The 16735-nt window shown below is 34.7% G+C and carries 17 protein-coding genes; 7 read left to right on the top strand and 10 right to left on the bottom strand.

Annotation, left to right across the window (positions count from 1 at the left end):
* Positions 1-7: 7 nt before the first annotated feature.
* Positions 8-706 carry a tetratricopeptide repeat protein gene (locus tag ACFE0M_RS03665; RefSeq protein ID WP_434544386.1) on the bottom strand — a complete coding sequence of 233 codons (699 nt, stop codon included), beginning with the start codon at positions 704-706 and terminating at the stop codon, positions 8-10.
* A 320-nt stretch (positions 707-1026) separates the two neighbouring features.
* Positions 1027-2046 carry a pyruvate dehydrogenase (acetyl-transferring) E1 component subunit alpha gene (gene pdhA, locus ACFE0M_RS03670; RefSeq protein WP_434544387.1) on the bottom strand — a complete coding sequence of 340 codons (1020 nt, stop codon included), beginning with the start codon at positions 2044-2046 and terminating at the stop codon, positions 1027-1029.
* A 109-nt stretch (positions 2047-2155) separates the two neighbouring features.
* Here pdhA and recF point away from each other — a divergent pair, with 109 nt between their 5' ends.
* From recF to ACFE0M_RS03690, 4 genes are all read left to right on the top strand, one after another.
* Complete coding sequence (gene recF / locus ACFE0M_RS03675) at positions 2156-3256, top strand: DNA replication/repair protein RecF (protein WP_434544388.1); 1101 nt, start codon at positions 2156-2158, stop codon at positions 3254-3256.
* Entirely contained in the window at positions 3249-3572 is a 324-nt protein-coding gene (locus ACFE0M_RS03680) for a DUF721 domain-containing protein (RefSeq protein WP_434544389.1), read from the top strand. The genes recF and ACFE0M_RS03680 overlap by 8 nt, the downstream gene beginning before the upstream one ends.
* A gap of 180 nt (positions 3573-3752) precedes the next feature.
* Complete coding sequence (locus ACFE0M_RS03685; RefSeq protein ID WP_434544390.1) at positions 3753-4397, top strand: MCP four helix bundle domain-containing protein; 645 nt, start codon at positions 3753-3755, stop codon at positions 4395-4397.
* A gap of 768 nt (positions 4398-5165) precedes the next feature.
* On the top strand, positions 5166-6380 hold the full coding sequence (locus ACFE0M_RS03690; protein WP_434544391.1) for a pyridoxal phosphate-dependent decarboxylase family protein: 1215 nt from the start codon (positions 5166-5168) through the stop codon (positions 6378-6380).
* 215 nt (positions 6381-6595) lie between these two features.
* Here ACFE0M_RS03690 and ACFE0M_RS03695 read toward each other — a convergent pair whose 3' ends face one another.
* Positions 6596-6970: a DUF1987 domain-containing protein gene (locus ACFE0M_RS03695; protein ID WP_434544392.1), complete on the bottom strand. Its 375-nt coding sequence runs from the start codon at positions 6968-6970 to the stop codon at positions 6596-6598.
* Positions 6971-7250: 280 nt separating this feature from the next.
* Here ACFE0M_RS03695 and ACFE0M_RS03700 point away from each other — a divergent pair, with 280 nt between their 5' ends.
* Positions 7251-9068, top strand: coding sequence for a M1 family metallopeptidase (locus ACFE0M_RS03700; protein ID WP_434544393.1), 1818 nt, complete (start codon positions 7251-7253; stop codon positions 9066-9068).
* A gap of 24 nt (positions 9069-9092) precedes the next feature.
* Positions 9093-10007: a universal stress protein gene (locus ACFE0M_RS03705; protein ID WP_434544394.1), complete on the top strand. Its 915-nt coding sequence runs from the start codon at positions 9093-9095 to the stop codon at positions 10005-10007.
* A 56-nt stretch (positions 10008-10063) separates the two neighbouring features.
* Here ACFE0M_RS03705 and ACFE0M_RS03710 read toward each other — a convergent pair whose 3' ends face one another.
* Positions 10064-11212 (bottom strand): cysteine desulfurase family protein, encoded by a 1149-nt coding sequence (locus tag ACFE0M_RS03710; RefSeq protein WP_434544395.1) that lies wholly within the window; start codon positions 11210-11212, stop codon positions 10064-10066.
* 5 nt (positions 11213-11217) lie between these two features.
* Positions 11218-12612, bottom strand: a complete 1395-nt coding sequence (gene glmM / locus ACFE0M_RS03715) for a phosphoglucosamine mutase (RefSeq protein ID WP_434544396.1) — start codon at positions 12610-12612, stop codon at positions 11218-11220.
* Between the two features lie 163 nt (positions 12613-12775).
* On the opposite strand from glmM, the gene ACFE0M_RS03720 reads away from it, so the two are divergent.
* Entirely contained in the window at positions 12776-13735 is a 960-nt protein-coding gene (locus ACFE0M_RS03720; protein WP_434544397.1) for a hypothetical protein, read from the top strand.
* Positions 13736-13740: 5 nt separating this feature from the next.
* On the opposite strand, the gene mnhG is transcribed toward ACFE0M_RS03720, so the two are convergent.
* Genes mnhG through ACFE0M_RS03745 form a run of 5 tightly spaced genes read right to left on the bottom strand, consistent with a single transcriptional unit; the run spans position 13741 to position 16735 of the window.
* A complete protein-coding gene (gene mnhG, locus ACFE0M_RS03725) occupies positions 13741-14079 on the bottom strand; it encodes a monovalent cation/H(+) antiporter subunit G (RefSeq protein ID WP_434544398.1) in 339 nt (112 codons plus the stop codon).
* On the bottom strand, positions 14076-14348 hold the full coding sequence (locus tag ACFE0M_RS03730) for a monovalent cation/H+ antiporter complex subunit F (protein ID WP_434544399.1): 273 nt from the start codon (positions 14346-14348) through the stop codon (positions 14076-14078). Before ACFE0M_RS03730 ends, mnhG begins: the two co-directional genes overlap by 4 nt.
* Positions 14345-14839 carry a Na+/H+ antiporter subunit E gene (locus ACFE0M_RS03735; protein ID WP_434544400.1) on the bottom strand — a complete coding sequence of 165 codons (495 nt, stop codon included), beginning with the start codon at positions 14837-14839 and terminating at the stop codon, positions 14345-14347. The genes ACFE0M_RS03730 and ACFE0M_RS03735 overlap by 4 nt, the downstream gene beginning before the upstream one ends.
* Before the next feature lie 31 nt (positions 14840-14870).
* Positions 14871-16394 (bottom strand): Na+/H+ antiporter subunit D, encoded by a 1524-nt coding sequence (locus ACFE0M_RS03740; RefSeq protein ID WP_434544401.1) that lies wholly within the window; start codon positions 16392-16394, stop codon positions 14871-14873.
* 5 nt (positions 16395-16399) lie between these two features.
* Positions 16400-16735 carry an NADH-quinone oxidoreductase subunit K gene (locus ACFE0M_RS03745; RefSeq protein ID WP_434544402.1) on the bottom strand — a complete coding sequence of 112 codons (336 nt, stop codon included), beginning with the start codon at positions 16733-16735 and terminating at the stop codon, positions 16400-16402.

Genomic DNA, 16735 nt, shown 5'->3' on the forward strand with positions numbered 1-16735 from the left:
ATTTAAATTATTTTTGAGCCTCTAATCGGGATAGGTATTTTTCTGCCTCAGTCTTCTGTTTAGAATTACTGAAATCCTCAACCACCTTTCGGTAGCTTCCCATAGCAGCCTCTAAATCATTTGCTTTTTCATAAGCTAATCCTTGCTTCATCAAATATAGAGGACTAAATTCTTTATTGCTTTTGTAATTAGCTGCTTTACCGTACTGATCAGCTGCTAAAGAATAATTACCTAATTCCATGTAAGCATCGCCAATTAAGGCATAAGCTCTAGGTTGAACCAATAAATCATCACTGCTAAAATCTTCTAAATAATCAATGGCGGTTTCAAACTCACCTTGCTGAAGATAAATGCTACCTAAATAGTAGCTGGCTAAATTTCCTGCTTTTGTCGATCCGTAATCCTCAACAATAGCTAAAAAGCCATAATTATTACCATCACCATTTAAGGCTAAATCGTATTCCTCATTTTCAAACCAATAAACGGCTTGGAACATTTCTTTCTGAGCTTCCTCGTTCAGATTGTTCATATAGTAACGGTAACCAAAAAAGGCTACAATGATTAAAGCGATTACTCCCCCTAAACCAAATACTATTTTTTTATTGTTTTCAATGAATTCTTCTGTTTTCGAAAGTTGCTGAGCTAATACCTCAGGGTTTTCATAAAACTCGGAACCTTGTTTCTCTTTAGATTTTGTTTTTGCCATTGCCACTATTTTAAGACCGCAAAGCTATAAAAATTTATTTATTAATACCCAATTCATTGCTTTAATAGTTTAAAGCTTTGGGATTTAAATTAATAATATCCTAAAGTTTTGGTGAAAACACCAAAACGGGGAATGCAAATAGAAAACCTATCCTATATGCTGGTTGGTGTACCACCGACCATTTTTTCCGCCCACGATTGTGTCTTCACAATCGTATCCCTTGTCGGTTAAATATTCATTAACCTCATTGCAATGTATTTGTGAAGACACAAATACCGGCAAGCATAGGTTTCCCCGGTCGGTGGCTCACCGACCGGAATTTAATCCACTATAAAAGGATAATCCTCTTGAGCGTAAACATCTCTGTAAACTTCATCAACATGAGGGAAATCAGATTCTTCAGCAAATTTCACGCATTCTTTCACTTGTTCCTTTGCTTGATTATCGATTTCTTTTAACTCCTCTTCAGTAGCATATTTATTTTTCAAAATAGCTTCTTTAGCCTGCTCTATAGGATCTTTCCCCTTGTATTCTTCCAGCTCCTCTTTAGTTCTATATTTAGCAGGATCAGACATAGAGTGACCTTTGTATCGATAAGTTCTGAACTCTAATAAAGTTGGTCCATCTCCTTTTCTTGCTCTTTCAGCAGCTTCTGCCACTGCATTATGAACATTCTCCACATTCATGGCATCCACTCCTTTGGAAGGCATATCGTAAGCCTCACCTAAAGTATGCAATTCAGTTACATTAGATGTTCTTTTTACAGAAGTTCCCATGGCATAACCATTATTTTCAATAGCGAAAATCACTGGTAATTTCATACTCATAGCCATATTCAAGGCTTCATGGAAAGCACCTTGGCGAACCGCGCCATCGCCCATATATGTAATACAGATATTATCGGTTCCTTTATATTGCTCAGAAAAAGCAATACCAGCGCCCAATGGAATTTGTCCACCTACAATTCCGTGACCACCAAAGAAATGGTTTTCCTTATCGAACATGTGCATGGAGCCTCCCTTTCCTTTGGACACTCCTGTTTCTTTTCCAAATAATTCTGCCATTACCGCTTTTGGGTCAGTTCCCAAACCAATTGGGTGAGCATGATCTCTATAAGCCGTAATGTACTTATCACCTTTTTTCAACGCACTAACAGCACCGGCTACGCAAGCCTCCTGTCCAATGTAAAGGTGGCAAAAACCACTTATTTTTTGTTGGCCATATAATTGACCAGCCTTCTCCTCAAATCTTCTCATTAAGGACATGGATCTGAACCATTCCATATAGGTTTCTTTATCGAAACTCTTTTTATTGGCAGTTTTTGATTTCTTTGTAGCCATAATGCTTTTTCTTTTTTTGATGTATTTCTCTCGTCACAAAAGAATAACTTAACTTTGTTTCCATTGTTACGGGATGCGAAAATAACGAAAAAACCCACAAGTGCGAAAAATGAAGCTCCAAAATATCCGATTAGCCCAATTCAAAAACTATCCGCAAGCAAATTTCTCATTTGTGGATGGGATTAATTGCTTTTTGGGGCGAAATGGCATAGGTAAAACTAATCTGCTGGATGCTATTTATTATTTGGCGTTCACCAAAAGTGCATTTAATGCGGTAGATAAAGATAATATTTTACATGAAGAGAGTTTCTTCTCAATCAAAGCTAATTTTGAAGTAGAAGATAAGAATGTAGAAATGCTTTGTGCAGTCCGCTTGGGTGAAAAAAAGATGGTGAGATGGGCAGGAAAAGAATATGAAAAATTAAGTGAGCATATTGGAAAACTTCCTTTGGTGATGATTATTCCACAGGATACAGACATCGTAAGAGAGGCAAGTGAAATGCGCAGAAAATTTTTTGATAATTTACTCTGCCAGCTCGATCAAGAATATTTAAAATTGTTAGTGAAATACAATCATCTCTTGAAGCAAAGAAATGCATTATTGAAATCCTTTTTGGAGAAAAATAGATTTTCCACTGACCAACTAGCTCCTTATGATGAATTGATGATTCCTTTGGCTTTGAAGATTTCAGAGGAGCGAAATAAACTAATGCAAAATTTCTTGCCGATTTTTCAAAAGTTCTATCAAGATTTGTCCGATGGACAGGAAGAAGTTAGCATCAATTATGATACCCGTATAACAAATTCCTTTCAGATGGATTTCAAATCGCAACATCAAAAAGATTTCCGCCAAGGCAGGACTACTATGGGAATTCATAAAGATGATTATGTGTTTTTGTCAGAAGGAAAGTCTGTTAAGAAGTTTGGTTCGCAGGGACAGCAGAAATCATTTGTTATTGCCCTAAAATTAGCGCAATTTGAACTTTTGAAATCCTCCAAAAATCAGAAGCCTTTTCTTTTACTAGATGATATTTTTGATAAATTAGATGATAAAAGAATTGCTTATTTATTGAAAATGATGGCAGATGGCAGATTCGGTCAAATATTTCTGACTGATGCCAGACCTGAAAGAAGTAAGGAGTATTTGAAAGATATTAACACCGAGAAGAAATTTTTTGAACTGGACTTAACAGCTAAAGAAAATGTATAAAAAGAAAAATCCACATCCCGCCAGTATCAGGAAATCGGAAGCTACCCCGCTTGGACAGGTAATCAATGAAATGTTTGACGCTTATCACCTGAACAGAAAAGTTGATCAAACGCAAGTAGTTAATCTGTGGCCAAAATTAATGGGAAAGGCAATCGCTAGCAGAACCAAAGGCGTTTTCATGAAAGATAGTAAGCTTTTTGTTACAGTAGAATCCAGTGCACTCAAACAAGAACTTCACATGAACAAAGAAAAAATCATTCATTTATTTAGGGAAGAATTGGGGAAAGAAGTAGTGAAGGAGATAGTATTGCTTTAAGTTTTTATGGGTTGCGGTAATATGAAAAAGTAATAATCAAAATAAAGTAATACAATTACATCTTTAATTTGATTATAGCCTTAATGAGGTTGTTTTCTAACGTATGTAACTATTTTTGCTTTCTTACTATTAAGTGTCTAAAGAATTACCTATCTTATCTTTATTTAAAATTCAGGCACTATGCATTTTTCCTATTTCGTACAACAAAAGCTTAAATTGGCATCCGCTCTTATCATTATTTTAGTATTAGTTTTAGTAAACAATCGTTGGGAAAATAAAAACATAAATGAACTAGGGGAAACTTTTGGTTCGGTTTATAAGGACAGGCTTGTGGTAGAAAATTATATTTTCAAATTAGCTTCAGCTACACATGAAAAAAAATATTTGCTTACCCAATATACAGTAAAACAAAGTTCCGAAATTAAAAATGAAATTGCATCCATCAATAATGAAATTGATTTTTTGCTAAAAGATTATCAAACCACTTATTTAACTGTTGGAGAACAGAAGGTTTTTAAAAAATTGCTTAAAAATAACAATCAACTGAGAGTTATAGAGGAAAACCCTGAATTCGAAATTGCTCAATTAAACAGTTTATATAATAAAAATATAATTCTGTTGAATAAGCTTTCAAAAATTCAAATGAAGGAAGGGGAAGCATTGTATAATAATTCACGCTCTATAGTTACCAGTAATGCAAGTTTATCCTATTTAGAGTTAGGGTTACTGATAATATTGGGCTTGATTTCTCAAGCACTGATTTTTAATTCAAAATCGATTAGAGGAAATTTTACGAAGGACAAAAATAACCTGCCATTAAACTGATTAAAGCTTGATGGTTTTGAAAATTAAAGAAAGTATTAATCTGGGTTCAAATTTAATTGATGAGCTTTTTCATACCCTTTATTAAAAGCATCAATATATTTGTCCTGATTTAGGGTGAATTCAATTATCAACACTGAAAATAAGCCAACAAAAAACCGATAAAATGCTCTTTTCTTGAATTTTTCCAACTAATTAATCCTACTTTGACATATTCCTCAATCATCGCCAAGAGATGTGTCTTCACAGTTCTAACACAGCTACAAGTTCGATTTGTGAAGACACAAATCGGTAGCATCAGTGCCCACTTGACAAAGTAGGGTTAAAATAGCTTCGATATCATTCCTGCGAGGTAACCCAATCCATAAGCTAAAATTATTGCACCTACAAAAATAGAAATGGTTAATAATAGATAATATCTTGATTCGGGTATAAGCTTGTATTTCATCTTATTTTATAAAATAATTTTCGATTAATGCATATAAAGCTCCACTACCGTATGCTATTGTCCTTAGTAATACGATTGAGCTAAGAATAATTAAGGATATTCTCGCAATTTTATAATCTTTATAGGGGACAAGCTTGTATTTCATTTCTTTAAGATTGATTGGTTCTTGACGCTAATTTATAAATTTAGTTTTTCTGTGAAAAACCTTAATCAAAATTATATGATATTGGAATTATATTTAAAATATCTATTTTTGTAAAACCTATCCAAGATCTCCGCACGAGGAATCTGATCAATTTCAAACACATTAAAATTTCATATTCATGCAAAAGTGGAAAAAACTGTCTCAGCTAGAGATTAGAAAAAGGATATTTTCTGCCCTTTCAGAAAATGTAGATTATTATACTGAAAATATTATTGGATTACCTGCTTCTCATTTAGATGATAAGGTGTTCTATCAAAACGCCCCCTTTTTGGAGGATGCTCCCTATTTATCCACTTTAATTCATAACCCTAACCATATTGGTTGCCATACTTTAGGCGAATCAGAAAGTTTTTTCAAAGGTACACAGGAACTAGAGAAAGAAGTAATTAAAGTTTGTGCAGAAGATATTTTGCATTGCACTACTGATTATGACGGATATGTAGCTTCAGGTGGTACCGAAGCCAATATGCAGGCAGTTTGGATTTATAGAAATTATTTTATGCAAGAACATCAAGCTAGTATTGATGAGATTGCATTGATGAGTTCTTCAGATGCACATTATTCCTCCGCCAAAGCCTCTAATGTTTTGCAGATTGATTTTTACAAAGTTGCTGTAGATGAAAATGACCGTTCAATCAGTCGAGAATCACTGGAAAAAACCATTTCTCAAGCTCAGGCAGATGGAAAAAAATACTTTATCATTATGGCCAATATGATGACCACCATGTTTGGTTCGGTAGATGATGTCAAGGTTTATACGGATGCTTTTACTGAAAAGAAATTACCGTTCAAACTTCATATTGACGGAGCTTACGGTGGATTTTTCTATCCTTTTGCAAAACCAGACAATAATCTGAATTTCAGTAATCCACATGTAAATTCTATCACATTAGACGCTCATAAAATGTTGCAGGCACCTTATGGGACCGGGATTTTCTTAATTCGCAAAAATTGGATGCATTTTGCTAATACACAAGAAGCCAGTTATGTGGAAGGTCAGGATTTCACTTTAATAGGTTCCCGATCCGGGGCAAATGCAATAGCCATCTGGATGATTTTAATGACTTATGGGCCGAATGGGTGGTTTGAGAAAACTTTGGTTTTAAACCATAGAACTGAATGGTTATGTAAGGCATTGAAAAATAAGAATATTGAATATTATCGATATCCTGATGCCAACATAGTCACAATCAAAGCACAATTTTTAAAGAAGGCCGTTTGTAAAAAATATGGATTAATTCCAGATAATCATCAAAATCCAAAATGGTACAAAATAGTAGTTATGGATCATGTGACTATTGAAAAGTTGGAGCTGTTTTTAGGTGAAGTGTAAGCTCCAAATGAAAGCCTAAGGCTTTTCTATTTTGATCACAAAGTTACAATCAACTCTGTGCTTATGTGGGACTTTGAAAAAATCGGACATCAATCATTAGGGATTTAATATTCCTTAACCGCCAAATGCCCTGACATAAGAATATCTGACATATTATTTATCACTAAAGGCTATATTCCGTGCGCTCATCCCCCTTTGGGGGATTTGGGGGCTGTCTAACTATAAGGAATAATCTCAATAGGTAATCTGCAGAGATTTGCAAAGTCCTCTCCAATCTCCATCATATCATCATCAGCTTCACGATAGAACCACTTAATTTTCACTTCTTTACCTTCTTTATCAATCAAGGATTCCATTTTGTGGATCATATCCAACATTAGTTTGGAGGTACTTGTATTAAAATAATCTAAACGGAAATGTAATTCTGTTACGGGAAGAGGATTTTCCAAATATCGATTCAAATGATCGAAAATAGGAGTGAAAACATCCATAGGGTTCTCCGGGATGGAAGAACCTGAAATCTCAAAAAACCCCTTTTCTATATCTATTACTACAGTGGGTCGCTGATGTGTGCCTGACATTCTAAACATATACCGCCAAATATGATAACAAAATACGTTAACTTCAAAATCTTGTTATAAATTTCGATAATTATTAGTTTTTTTACTTTAAATAAAAATATTAAGTATTGACTAAAGTTAATGAATTACTATTAAGATAAGCTAATTTCATTTAACTAATTTAGTCTTTGTTTTACAATTTTATAAACTTAAAGGATATTTTAATACTTATCCATACTATATAATGAAAAAATCAGCTTTATTATTTTGTATAATATTAGCCTTGTTTTCTTGTAATGAAAATAATGAAATGGAGAACAATAGAATAGCTACGACCGATTTTGAAAAAAATGACCATCATTCATTTGCAAATCCAAAAGAAGCTGTAATAACCCATTTAATTTGGAGTGCTAACATTGATTTTGAAACCAAAATAATTAAAGCAGTAGCACAATATGATATTCGTAAATACCCCAATGCAAAAGAAATAATTCTGGACACCAAAAATCTGCAAATTGAAAAAGTTTGGAGAAATGAAAATGACACTGTGGATTTTGAATTGGAAGAATATGACGAAATTTTAGGGCAAGCATTACATATACCTATTTCTAAAGATTCAAAAACCATCAATATTCAATACAAAACCTCTTCAAATGCCGAAGCTTTACAATGGTTAAACGCACAACAAACTGCAGGGGATGCTCCATTTTTATTTACCCAATCCCAAGCTATTTTATGTCGTTCTTGGATCCCCATTCAGGATTCACCTGGCATTCGGTTTACTTATGAGGCAAATGTGAAAGTTCCAGAGGGAAATTTAGCGCTAATGAGTGCTGAAAATCCTCAGAAAATTGACAGTATAGGAAATTATAGATTTAAAATGCAACAGCCTATTCCTGCCTATTTAATGGCTTTGGCAGTAGGGAACTTGGAATATTATAAAACGGGAAGCAATACGGGAATCTATGCCGAACCAACTACCATGGAAAAGGCCATAACAGATTTAGAGGATCTACAGTCTTTTGTAGAAACAGCAGAAAATCTTTATGGAAAATATAGATGGGAGCAATTTGATGTCTTGGTCCTACCTCCTAGTTTTCCTTTTGGAGGAATGGAAAACCCTAGGTTGACTTTCGCTACCCCTACTATTCTATCTGGAGATAAATCATTGGTTTCATTAATCGCTCATGAGTTGGCTCATAGTTGGTCAGGAAATTTGGTAACTAATACCACTTGGAATGATTTCTGGCTTAATGAAGGCTTCACCGTTTATTTTGAATACCGCATCATGGAAGCGCTTTATGGGAAAGATTATGCTGAAATGTTAGCTTCCATTTCCTTTAAAGAACTTAAAGAAGAATCAAAGGAATTGATCAATAATGGAAATGAGAAAGATACTCATTTGAAATTGGATTTAGATGGCAGAAATCCTGATGTGGGTATGACTGCTATTGCTTATGATAAAGGCTATTTCTTTCTAAAGTTATTGGAAGAAGTCTCAGGAAGAGAAAATTTTGATGCATTTTTGAAGCAATATTTTAAGGAACATGCCTTCAACAGTATTAATACTGAACAATTTCTATTATATCTGGAGCAAAACTTATTTGGGGTAAATGAACTGGAAACCCCAAGCAATTTATTTTCTAATTGGGTTTATGGTCCTGGATTACCTGATAATTTGCCAAAGCCTAATTCTGAAAGGTTTAAAAAAGTGGAAGAATCAATAGCAGACTGGTTGACTACTGAGAATATTGATACTTTAAATACAGAAAAATGGAGCACGCACGAATATCTACACTTTTTTCATGTATTACCGGATTCCATTGGATATAATGAAGTGAGTGCGCTAGATAATAAGTTTGATTTCACCAATAATGGAAATGCAGAAATATTAACGGAGTGGATTCTTTTGGCAATAAAAAAGGAATACAGACCTGCCTATGGTGCCATGGAAATTTTTTTAATAAATACTGGAAGGAAAAAATTCCTGATGCCAATTTATGGTGAACTTATAAAATCTGAATCCGGCAAAAGGTTAGCACTGAACATTTATAAAAAAGCAAGGCAAAATTACCACTATGTCAGCTATAATTCGTTAGATAAATTATTAAATTACCCAACCAACTGAATATTGAAAAAAACTTGATTGAAAATGTATAAAATAGAAAGACTTTTAGTAGCAATCGACCTTACCGAAATGGATGATATATTGATAAGTTATACATCTCATTTAGCTGAATTTTTGAAAAGTGAGAAGGTGTATTTTGTTCATGTATCAAAAAATTTAGAACTACCGGAAGAGTTAAGAAAAAACTATCCTGATTTGATGGCTCCAAGTGATGAATCCATTGCTGATTCTATTCAAAAAAAAATTGAAACTGCCTGGAAAACTAATTATGATTGCGAAAAGGTAGTAGAAATTAAAGAGGGTGATCCATCAGAGCAAATCCTGAAATGGGTCAATATTAAGGATATTGACATGATGGTGATGGGCAGGAAAAGAAAATTGAAGGGCGGTGGAATCGTGCCTCAAAAAATTGCTAAGGTTGCTCAAACTTCTTTAATGATGGTGCCGGAAGATTTTGAATTCAAGCTGAATAATATAGTAGTGTCAGTTGATTTTTCTAAGCATGCTAAACTTGCAGTAGAGGAAGCAGTGGCCATCTCAGAGGGAAAAGATATAAGTTTGACTTTGGTAAATGTATATACTGTGCCCTCAGGCTATCATAAAACCGGTAAAAATTATGATGAATTTGCCACCATCATGAAAGGTCATGCTAAAACTGACTTTAGGGATTTTGTCAAAAGAAATAATTTTCCGGAAGATTTAGATTGTAAGTTCGTATTGGATAATGACGATTCACCGGCTGATAAAATATTTGGTTTTGCCTCTGACATGAAAGCTGATATGATAATAATGGGCTCTAAAGGAAGAACAGGATTAGCTTCTATTCTTTTGGGAAGTGTCGCAGAAAAAGTAGTGAAATACGATAGTGATATACCTTTGATGATAGTAAAAGAAAAAGGCGAAAATATGGGATTTTTGAAAGCTTTACTAAAATTGTAATTACTCAAAATCAACTTTTCCAAAGTCTCAAACTTTGGAAAAGTTCTATTTTGTATCTACCCAACTGTCTTTTTTTCATATATCTCGGCTACGGCATTCACAGCTTTATCAATATCCTCTTGCGTATTGTATTTGCTGAATGAAAATCTAACATTTGGTCTGTCAGCGGCTTTTCCTAATTCAGCTATAACGTGGGAACCCACATCACTTCCACTGCTACAAGCAGATCCTCCGCTGGCAGATATGCCTTTTATATCCAAATTGAACAATAGCATATCGCTCATATCGGATGGGGGCAAACAAACATTCAAAACTGTGTAAAGGCTTTTTTCCGGATCAGCACTCAAACCATTGAAAGCCACGCCCTCAACTTTAGCCTTTAGTTTTTGAATCATTCTATCTTTCAATCCTTGGATATGGTTTTGATGTTCTTCCATATCTCTATAGGCAATTTCCATAGCTTTGGCCAAACCAACTATTCCATAAACATTTTCTGTTCCGCCACGCATGTTTCTTTCCTGTGCCCCTCCATGAATAAAGGGATGGATTTTGTGATCATTATTGATGTACAAAAAACCCACTCCTTTAGGTCCGTGAAATTTATGAGCAGCACCTACAATATGTTGAGCTTTGATTTCCTGTAAATCATGGTTGTAGTGTGCCATGGTTTGCACGGTATCTGAGTGGAATACAGCTCCATATTGTTTGCATAACCAGCTTACTTCTTCAATATCCAGGATATTGCCAATCTCATTATTGCCATGCATTAAAGAAACAAGGCTATCAGGATTTTTGCTTAACCACTCTTTTAAAGCCTCAATTTCCACGCTTCCGTTTTCATCTAAAGGCACGTAATCCAACTCAATATGACCAGCCTGATCTAAATGTTGCAAGGTATGCAATACGGCATGATGTTCAATTTTGGAAGTCAATACTTTTTTGATTCCTTTTTGCTCAATACTGCATCTTAAAGCGGTATTGTCAGCTTCTGTGCCACCAGAGGTAAAAAATATTTCAGAAGGAGAAGTATTGAGTAACTCGGCAATAGTCCTTCTTGACTTTTCGATGGCCGTTCTTACTTCCCTTCCATGGGTATGAATAGAAGAAGGATTGCCATAATGATTCAGCATATAAGGCTTCATTGCTTCGAATACTTCAGGATCCAAAGCGGTAGTTGCTGCGTTATCTAAATATATGCCTGCCATAATATTTAATGTTCTTTATATGAAATAATTTCTTTAATGTCAGATATCATCTTTTGCGCCAAATGTTCTGCTTTTGATTCGGAATCTGACTCAGAATAAATCCTTATGATAGGTTCTGTATTGGATTTTCTCAAGTGAACCCATTCTTTATCGAATTCTACCTTCACACCATCTATAGTGTTAATGGGTTGATTTTTATAACGCTCTTGAATGGCTTCTAAAATTCCATCAACATCAATTTCAGGTGTTAATTCAATTTTGTTTTTGGAAATATGATAACTTGGGAAAGTGGCTCTAAGCTGCGAGCAAGATTTTCCTGATTTGGCTAAATGCGTTAAGAATAATGCAATACCTACCAATGCATCTCTTCCGTAGTGTAATTCAGGATATATAATACCACCATTTCCTTCTCCACCTATAATAGCTTCTGTTTCCTTCATTTTGGTTACCACATTTACTTCCCCAACGGCAGAAGCTTCATAATTGCCACCTCTTTTTTCGGTCACATCTCTTAGTGCACGAGTGCTTGATAGATTGGAAACGGTATTTCCTTTTTGCTGACTTAAAATATAATCAGCCACTGCCACCAAAGTATATTCTTCTCCAAAAGGAGTTCCGTCTTCATTTACTATGGCCAATCTATCCACATCAGGATCCAAAACAAAGCCTAAATCGTATTGACCATTTGCCAATTCATTGCTGATATGGGTAATATTCTCGGGTAAAGGCTCTGGGTTATGCGGGAAATTCCCATCAGGGTAGCAATATAATTCTCTCACTTCTGAAACTCCCAAGGATTTTAAAAGCTTCGGTATCGCAATTCCTCCAGTGCTGTTTACCGCATCAACCACTACTTTAAATTTTCTTTCACGGATAGCGGCAACATCGACTAGTGGCAAATCAATTACCATATCAATGTGCTTTTGGATGTAATGATCTTGAGTGGTGTATTTTCCGATTTTCTTTACTTCACTGAAATTATAGTCACCGCTTTCAGCTAAATCAAGAATAGCTTGTCCATCCTCACCGGATATAAACTCTCCTTTATCGTTCAATAATTTTAAAGCATTCCATTGAACAGGATTATGACTTGCAGTAAGAATAATTCCACCTGCCGCTTTTTCTAAAACCACGGCAATTTCCACAGTTGGTGTGGTAGAAAGCCCTAAATCGACCACATGCATGCCCATGCCTTGCAAAGTTGCCGATACAAGTTTTGACACCATTTCACCCGTGGGCCGGGCATCCCTGCCAATCACCACTTTATTATTATCGCTTTTGGTTCTTAGCCAAGCGGCATAAGCACTACTAAACTTCACAATATCAACGGGTGTTAATCCGTCTCCCGTTCTTCCTCCGATGGTTCCTCTAATGCCGGAAATTGATTTTATTAAGGTCACTTATTTTTTTATTTGTTACAATCGGCAAAGGTACTAAAAAATGGAAAGCCAATGAATAAAAAACCGAATTCAAAGAAAGAAAGCTTGTGTTAATCGTAATTTTAGGGAAATGCCAACATTATTTTTTAAATTAAGTTCAACTAATCTTAATTAAACTTTAAAGTTGCTGGAAAATTTAAAAAACTGGACCAATGCAGGAATCCATTCTCAATTGGATGACGACCAGAAGAGAAAAGTGTTTCTCACAAATGCTATGTCTCTGTTTTTGGCAACGGTCATGTTATTGGTGGGGCTAAATGATGTTTTTATTACTGAAAACTATTTGGCAGCTTACAGAAGGGCGGGAGTATTAGTATTGATGCTGTTGATCCCCTTTTTAAATCATAATCGGTTATATAATCTATCAAAGAGCATTTTTCTGTTTTTTCCAAGCCTAATACTTTTGGGTATTCCGATATTAATTGGAGATTTTTATCCTGGGCAATTCATCTGGTTTCAATATGCAGGAGCAATATTTTGCTCAGTGCCTTTTCTTTTGTTTGATATTGAAAAGCATAAACCATATATAGTTTTATTCTTTATATACTACCTAATGGTTACCCTTTTTGTAGATAAATTATTGCTTTATTATGGCGAGCCACCTGAAGCAATGAGGGAACTGGTCACCGACTTCACTGATTTTAAATTGCCCCCATTATTTGTTGCATTTTTTTCCACTTCAACTTTGTTGTGGTATAATAGAAGTAATTCCAAATACGAGAAAAAATTAAAATCTACTAATAAAGAATTAGAAGAAACCCAAGAGGAGTTAATTGCAAAAAATGAGGAGTATGAAGCGATCAATAGAAATTTGGAAGCTTTAGTGGAAGAGCGGTCAAAATTAATTGATTCTAAAAACCGACAGATTATAGATTATGCCAATATCAATGCTCATAAAGTCCGTGGTCCTTTGGCTAGAATTATGGGCTTGATCAATATTTCCCATTTTTCTAATGACCCGGATGATTTAAAAAATCTATTTCAAAAATTAGGACCTCCCTCTGAGGAGTTGAATATGATCATAGGTGAGATCAATAAAACCTTAGAGCAAGGAGATGATGATGATGATGTGGAGGAAGAGTAATACGGCTAATCTTTTTTATTTTTTCTTTTTTCTAGTTCATCCGTTATGGTCTTTTTCCAAAGGGGCGTTTTTCTTTCGTGAGCTTCCTTCCCCAATAAATGTGAAGAAACCGGAGTGGTCAATAGCAATAAAAAAATGATCAAAATAGCCTTTAGGACTACCGGAAAACTGTTAAAGTATATCATAGTACTTAATAAAATTAATCCCACTTTGAAAGTAACCGCTTTTGTGACGGCCGACATCCGGGTGTATAAATCTGGCATTTTAAACAAGCCCAAGGAAGCGATAAACATCAAGAATACACCTGAAAAAATAAATATCAGTATGATGATTTCAGTAATCATTTTTCAGTTCTTTTTTTAACATAATAGGCAAAAGCAATAATCGAAAAGAAACCAATCATGGCTAAAACCATTGCTGTATCCAGCAATAGTTCGTCATCCGAAACGATGGCATAAATGGCAATAATGCCAATTAAGTTGGCGGTCATCAAATCAAACGTCACTACCCTATCCATAAAAGTTGGACCATAAATAAAGCGGATCAATGCAATAAATAATGCCACTACCAATGCCAGAAGTGCTCCCCATAAAGAAATTTCAAAATAGCTCATGATGATATATTTATTATTCTTTTCTCAAACCCATCTTTTATCTTTTGTTTGGCTTCCTCTAAATTTTCGTTTGGGACATTGATTATATGGAAATATAAATATTTTTTATCCTTACTTATTTCTAAAGTGATGGTGCCTGGAGTTAATGTTATGAGATTTGCCAAAAGCGTAATGCTATAATCAGACTTTAAACTCAAGGGAAGTTCCAATATAGCCGGTTTGAATTTATGCCCAGAAGAAAGTATGAAATAGATCATTTTGAAATTGGAAACAATCAATTCCTTAAGAAAGTAAAAAGCCAAATTAATGCCTGCTTTGAAAGTATTGAAATATGGGCGATAGAATAAATAGGTTAATGCCCATAAAATCAATAATATAGAGAAAAAAAGGATAAGATGTTCAAAACCTGACAGGCTAAAACCAGCTAAAAAAAGCAGTCCTAAATAAGATCCTATACTGATTATAATATGTAGTAATAAAGTCTTTTGCATTTCTTTTTATTAACGTTTTATTTAGAGATTGTTAATCTATGGAGCCCAATACCGCTTCAATATATCCATCAGGGTTCATCAACTGTTCTGCTGCTATGGTTGCAAATTTCATCAAAGGCATAGAGAATAATCCAATGGATAAAGTAAGTAATGCCATCATGCATACAGGTAAAAGCAAGGCTAAATTATTTTTAAATAGACTGCTCTCATTTTCATTTAAATACTTATCCGGCTGTTTTTGTTCTTTTCCCCAAAATGAATTTACCCAAATTTTCATCATCGAAAATAATGTTAGTAATCCTGTGATTAATGCTATGACAATCACCAAATACTCTTGCACCTCAAAACCCGCTTTAATCAATATGAATTTTGCCCAAAATCCTGAGAAAGGAGGTAGTCCAGCTAAAGAAAGGGCAACCAATAAAAATATAATCGATAGAATAGGAAAATGATGATAAAGGCCGGTCACTTTATTTAAATTTGAACTTCCTTTGATTTTTTCTACCACTCCAGTAATCAGAAATAAATTAGTTTTAGCCAATATATGCTGGATCATATAAAATATTGAACCTGCTATTGCCAAAGGGGTAAAAAGTGCCAAACCAAGAACCATATAACCTACTTGACTAACAATATGAAATGATAAGATCCTGCGCATATCCATTTTTGAAAGAGCTCCCAAGACCCCGCTGATCATAGTAAAGCCTGCTACAACTAATAAAATCGTATGGGTATAGTCAACATCATGTATAAAAATGAGTGTAAAGCATCGGATTAATGCATAAATACCCACTTTGGTTAATAGGCCTGAGAAAACTGCTGTCACGCTTACGTCAGGAGTATGATAGGAGGCTGGAAGCCAAAAATATAATGGAAATATAGCGGCTTTAATGGCAAATGGAAGCATAAATAAAATGGCAGTCACCGTTAGAAGGGGTTCATCAGGATTTTCCTTAAAAAATAGGGCAATGTCGGCCATATTCAAACTGCCTGTAATTCCATAAATCATTCCCACTCCGACCAACAAAAATGCTGATGCTATAAAACTTAGAACAGTATATTTAACAGTGGCAATTAACTGCTCCTTTCCATTTCCCAATACCAACAAAACGAAGGAGGAAATCAGCATAACTTCAAACCAAACATATAAATTGAAGATATCACCAGCTAAAAACACACCATTGACCGACATCATCAGAAAATGAAAAAAAACGAAAAAGCCGAATTCTTTTTTTCTGTCATTAATATTTTGGAAAGCATAAATATTTACCATGAGCCCCACAAATGAAGCAATTGTAAGCATCATGGCGGAAAACATATCAACCACTATTGTAATTCCAAAAGGTGCCTCCCAGCCAGCAATTTGGGTAGTCAGGATACCATTTTCAATAATGAGTGGAAATATAAAAAAGGCAGTGGCCAAGATTAGGACAATACTGCCAATTATTGAGATTAAGCTATTGATGGATTTATTTTTCCTAAAAAAAAGACTAATGATAGCCGTGACTAATGGTATGATTAATGGAAGTAAAATGATGGTTTTCTCGTTTCCCATTTAAATTATCTTTTAAGATCATCGATTTCATCTACTTTTGGGAGGTCATATACTTTTTTGAATAGGATTAAAGCAAAAGCTTGAATTCCAAAACCAATGACCAAGGCCGTTAAAATCAGAGCTTGCGGTACCGGATCCGCAAAATTTTCAGGAGGCATTCCGTTTTCCTGAATGAATGGAGCATTGTCTCGAATTATTCTTCCTGCTACAAATATGAACAATGCCGTAGCATTTCCCATAATGACTATGCCGATTACCAATTTCACAAAATCTCTGTGCAATAAAAGGTAAATCCCTGCCGCAAATAATAACCCTACCAATATGGATAAAAGAAATTCCAT

The sequence above is a fragment of the Marivirga sp. genome, assembly GCF_051117495.1.
Classification (GTDB): domain Bacteria; phylum Bacteroidota; class Bacteroidia; order Cytophagales; family Cyclobacteriaceae; genus Marivirga.

Coding starts and splice junctions, on each gene's coding strand:
- ACFE0M_RS03665 (WP_434544386.1), bottom strand. CDS start 706: ATGGCAAAAACAAAATCTAAAGAGAAACAAGGTTCCGAGTTTTATGAA.
- pdhA (WP_434544387.1), bottom strand. CDS start 2,046: ATGGCTACAAAGAAATCAAAAACTGCCAATAAAAAGAGTTTCGATAAA.
- recF (WP_434544388.1), top strand. CDS start 2,156: ATGAAGCTCCAAAATATCCGATTAGCCCAATTCAAAAACTATCCGCAA.
- ACFE0M_RS03680 (WP_434544389.1), top strand. CDS start 3,249: ATGTATAAAAAGAAAAATCCACATCCCGCCAGTATCAGGAAATCGGAA.
- ACFE0M_RS03685 (WP_434544390.1), top strand. CDS start 3,753: ATGCATTTTTCCTATTTCGTACAACAAAAGCTTAAATTGGCATCCGCT.
- ACFE0M_RS03690 (WP_434544391.1), top strand. CDS start 5,166: ATGCAAAAGTGGAAAAAACTGTCTCAGCTAGAGATTAGAAAAAGGATA.
- ACFE0M_RS03695 (WP_434544392.1), bottom strand. CDS start 6,970: ATGTTTAGAATGTCAGGCACACATCAGCGACCCACTGTAGTAATAGAT.
- ACFE0M_RS03700 (WP_434544393.1), top strand. CDS start 7,251: ATGGAGAACAATAGAATAGCTACGACCGATTTTGAAAAAAATGACCAT.
- ACFE0M_RS03705 (WP_434544394.1), top strand. CDS start 9,093: ATGTATAAAATAGAAAGACTTTTAGTAGCAATCGACCTTACCGAAATG.
- ACFE0M_RS03710 (WP_434544395.1), bottom strand. CDS start 11,212: ATGGCAGGCATATATTTAGATAACGCAGCAACTACCGCTTTGGATCCT.
- mnhG (WP_434544398.1), bottom strand. CDS start 14,079: ATGATTACTGAAATCATCATACTGATATTTATTTTTTCAGGTGTATTC.
- ACFE0M_RS03730 (WP_434544399.1), bottom strand. CDS start 14,348: ATGAGCTATTTTGAAATTTCTTTATGGGGAGCACTTCTGGCATTGGTA.
- ACFE0M_RS03735 (WP_434544400.1), bottom strand. CDS start 14,839: ATGCAAAAGACTTTATTACTACATATTATAATCAGTATAGGATCTTAT.
- ACFE0M_RS03740 (WP_434544401.1), bottom strand. CDS start 16,394: ATGGGAAACGAGAAAACCATCATTTTACTTCCATTAATCATACCATTA.
- ACFE0M_RS03745 (WP_434544402.1), bottom strand. CDS start 16,735: ATGGAATTTCTTTTATCCATATTGGTAGGGTTATTATTTGCGGCAGGG.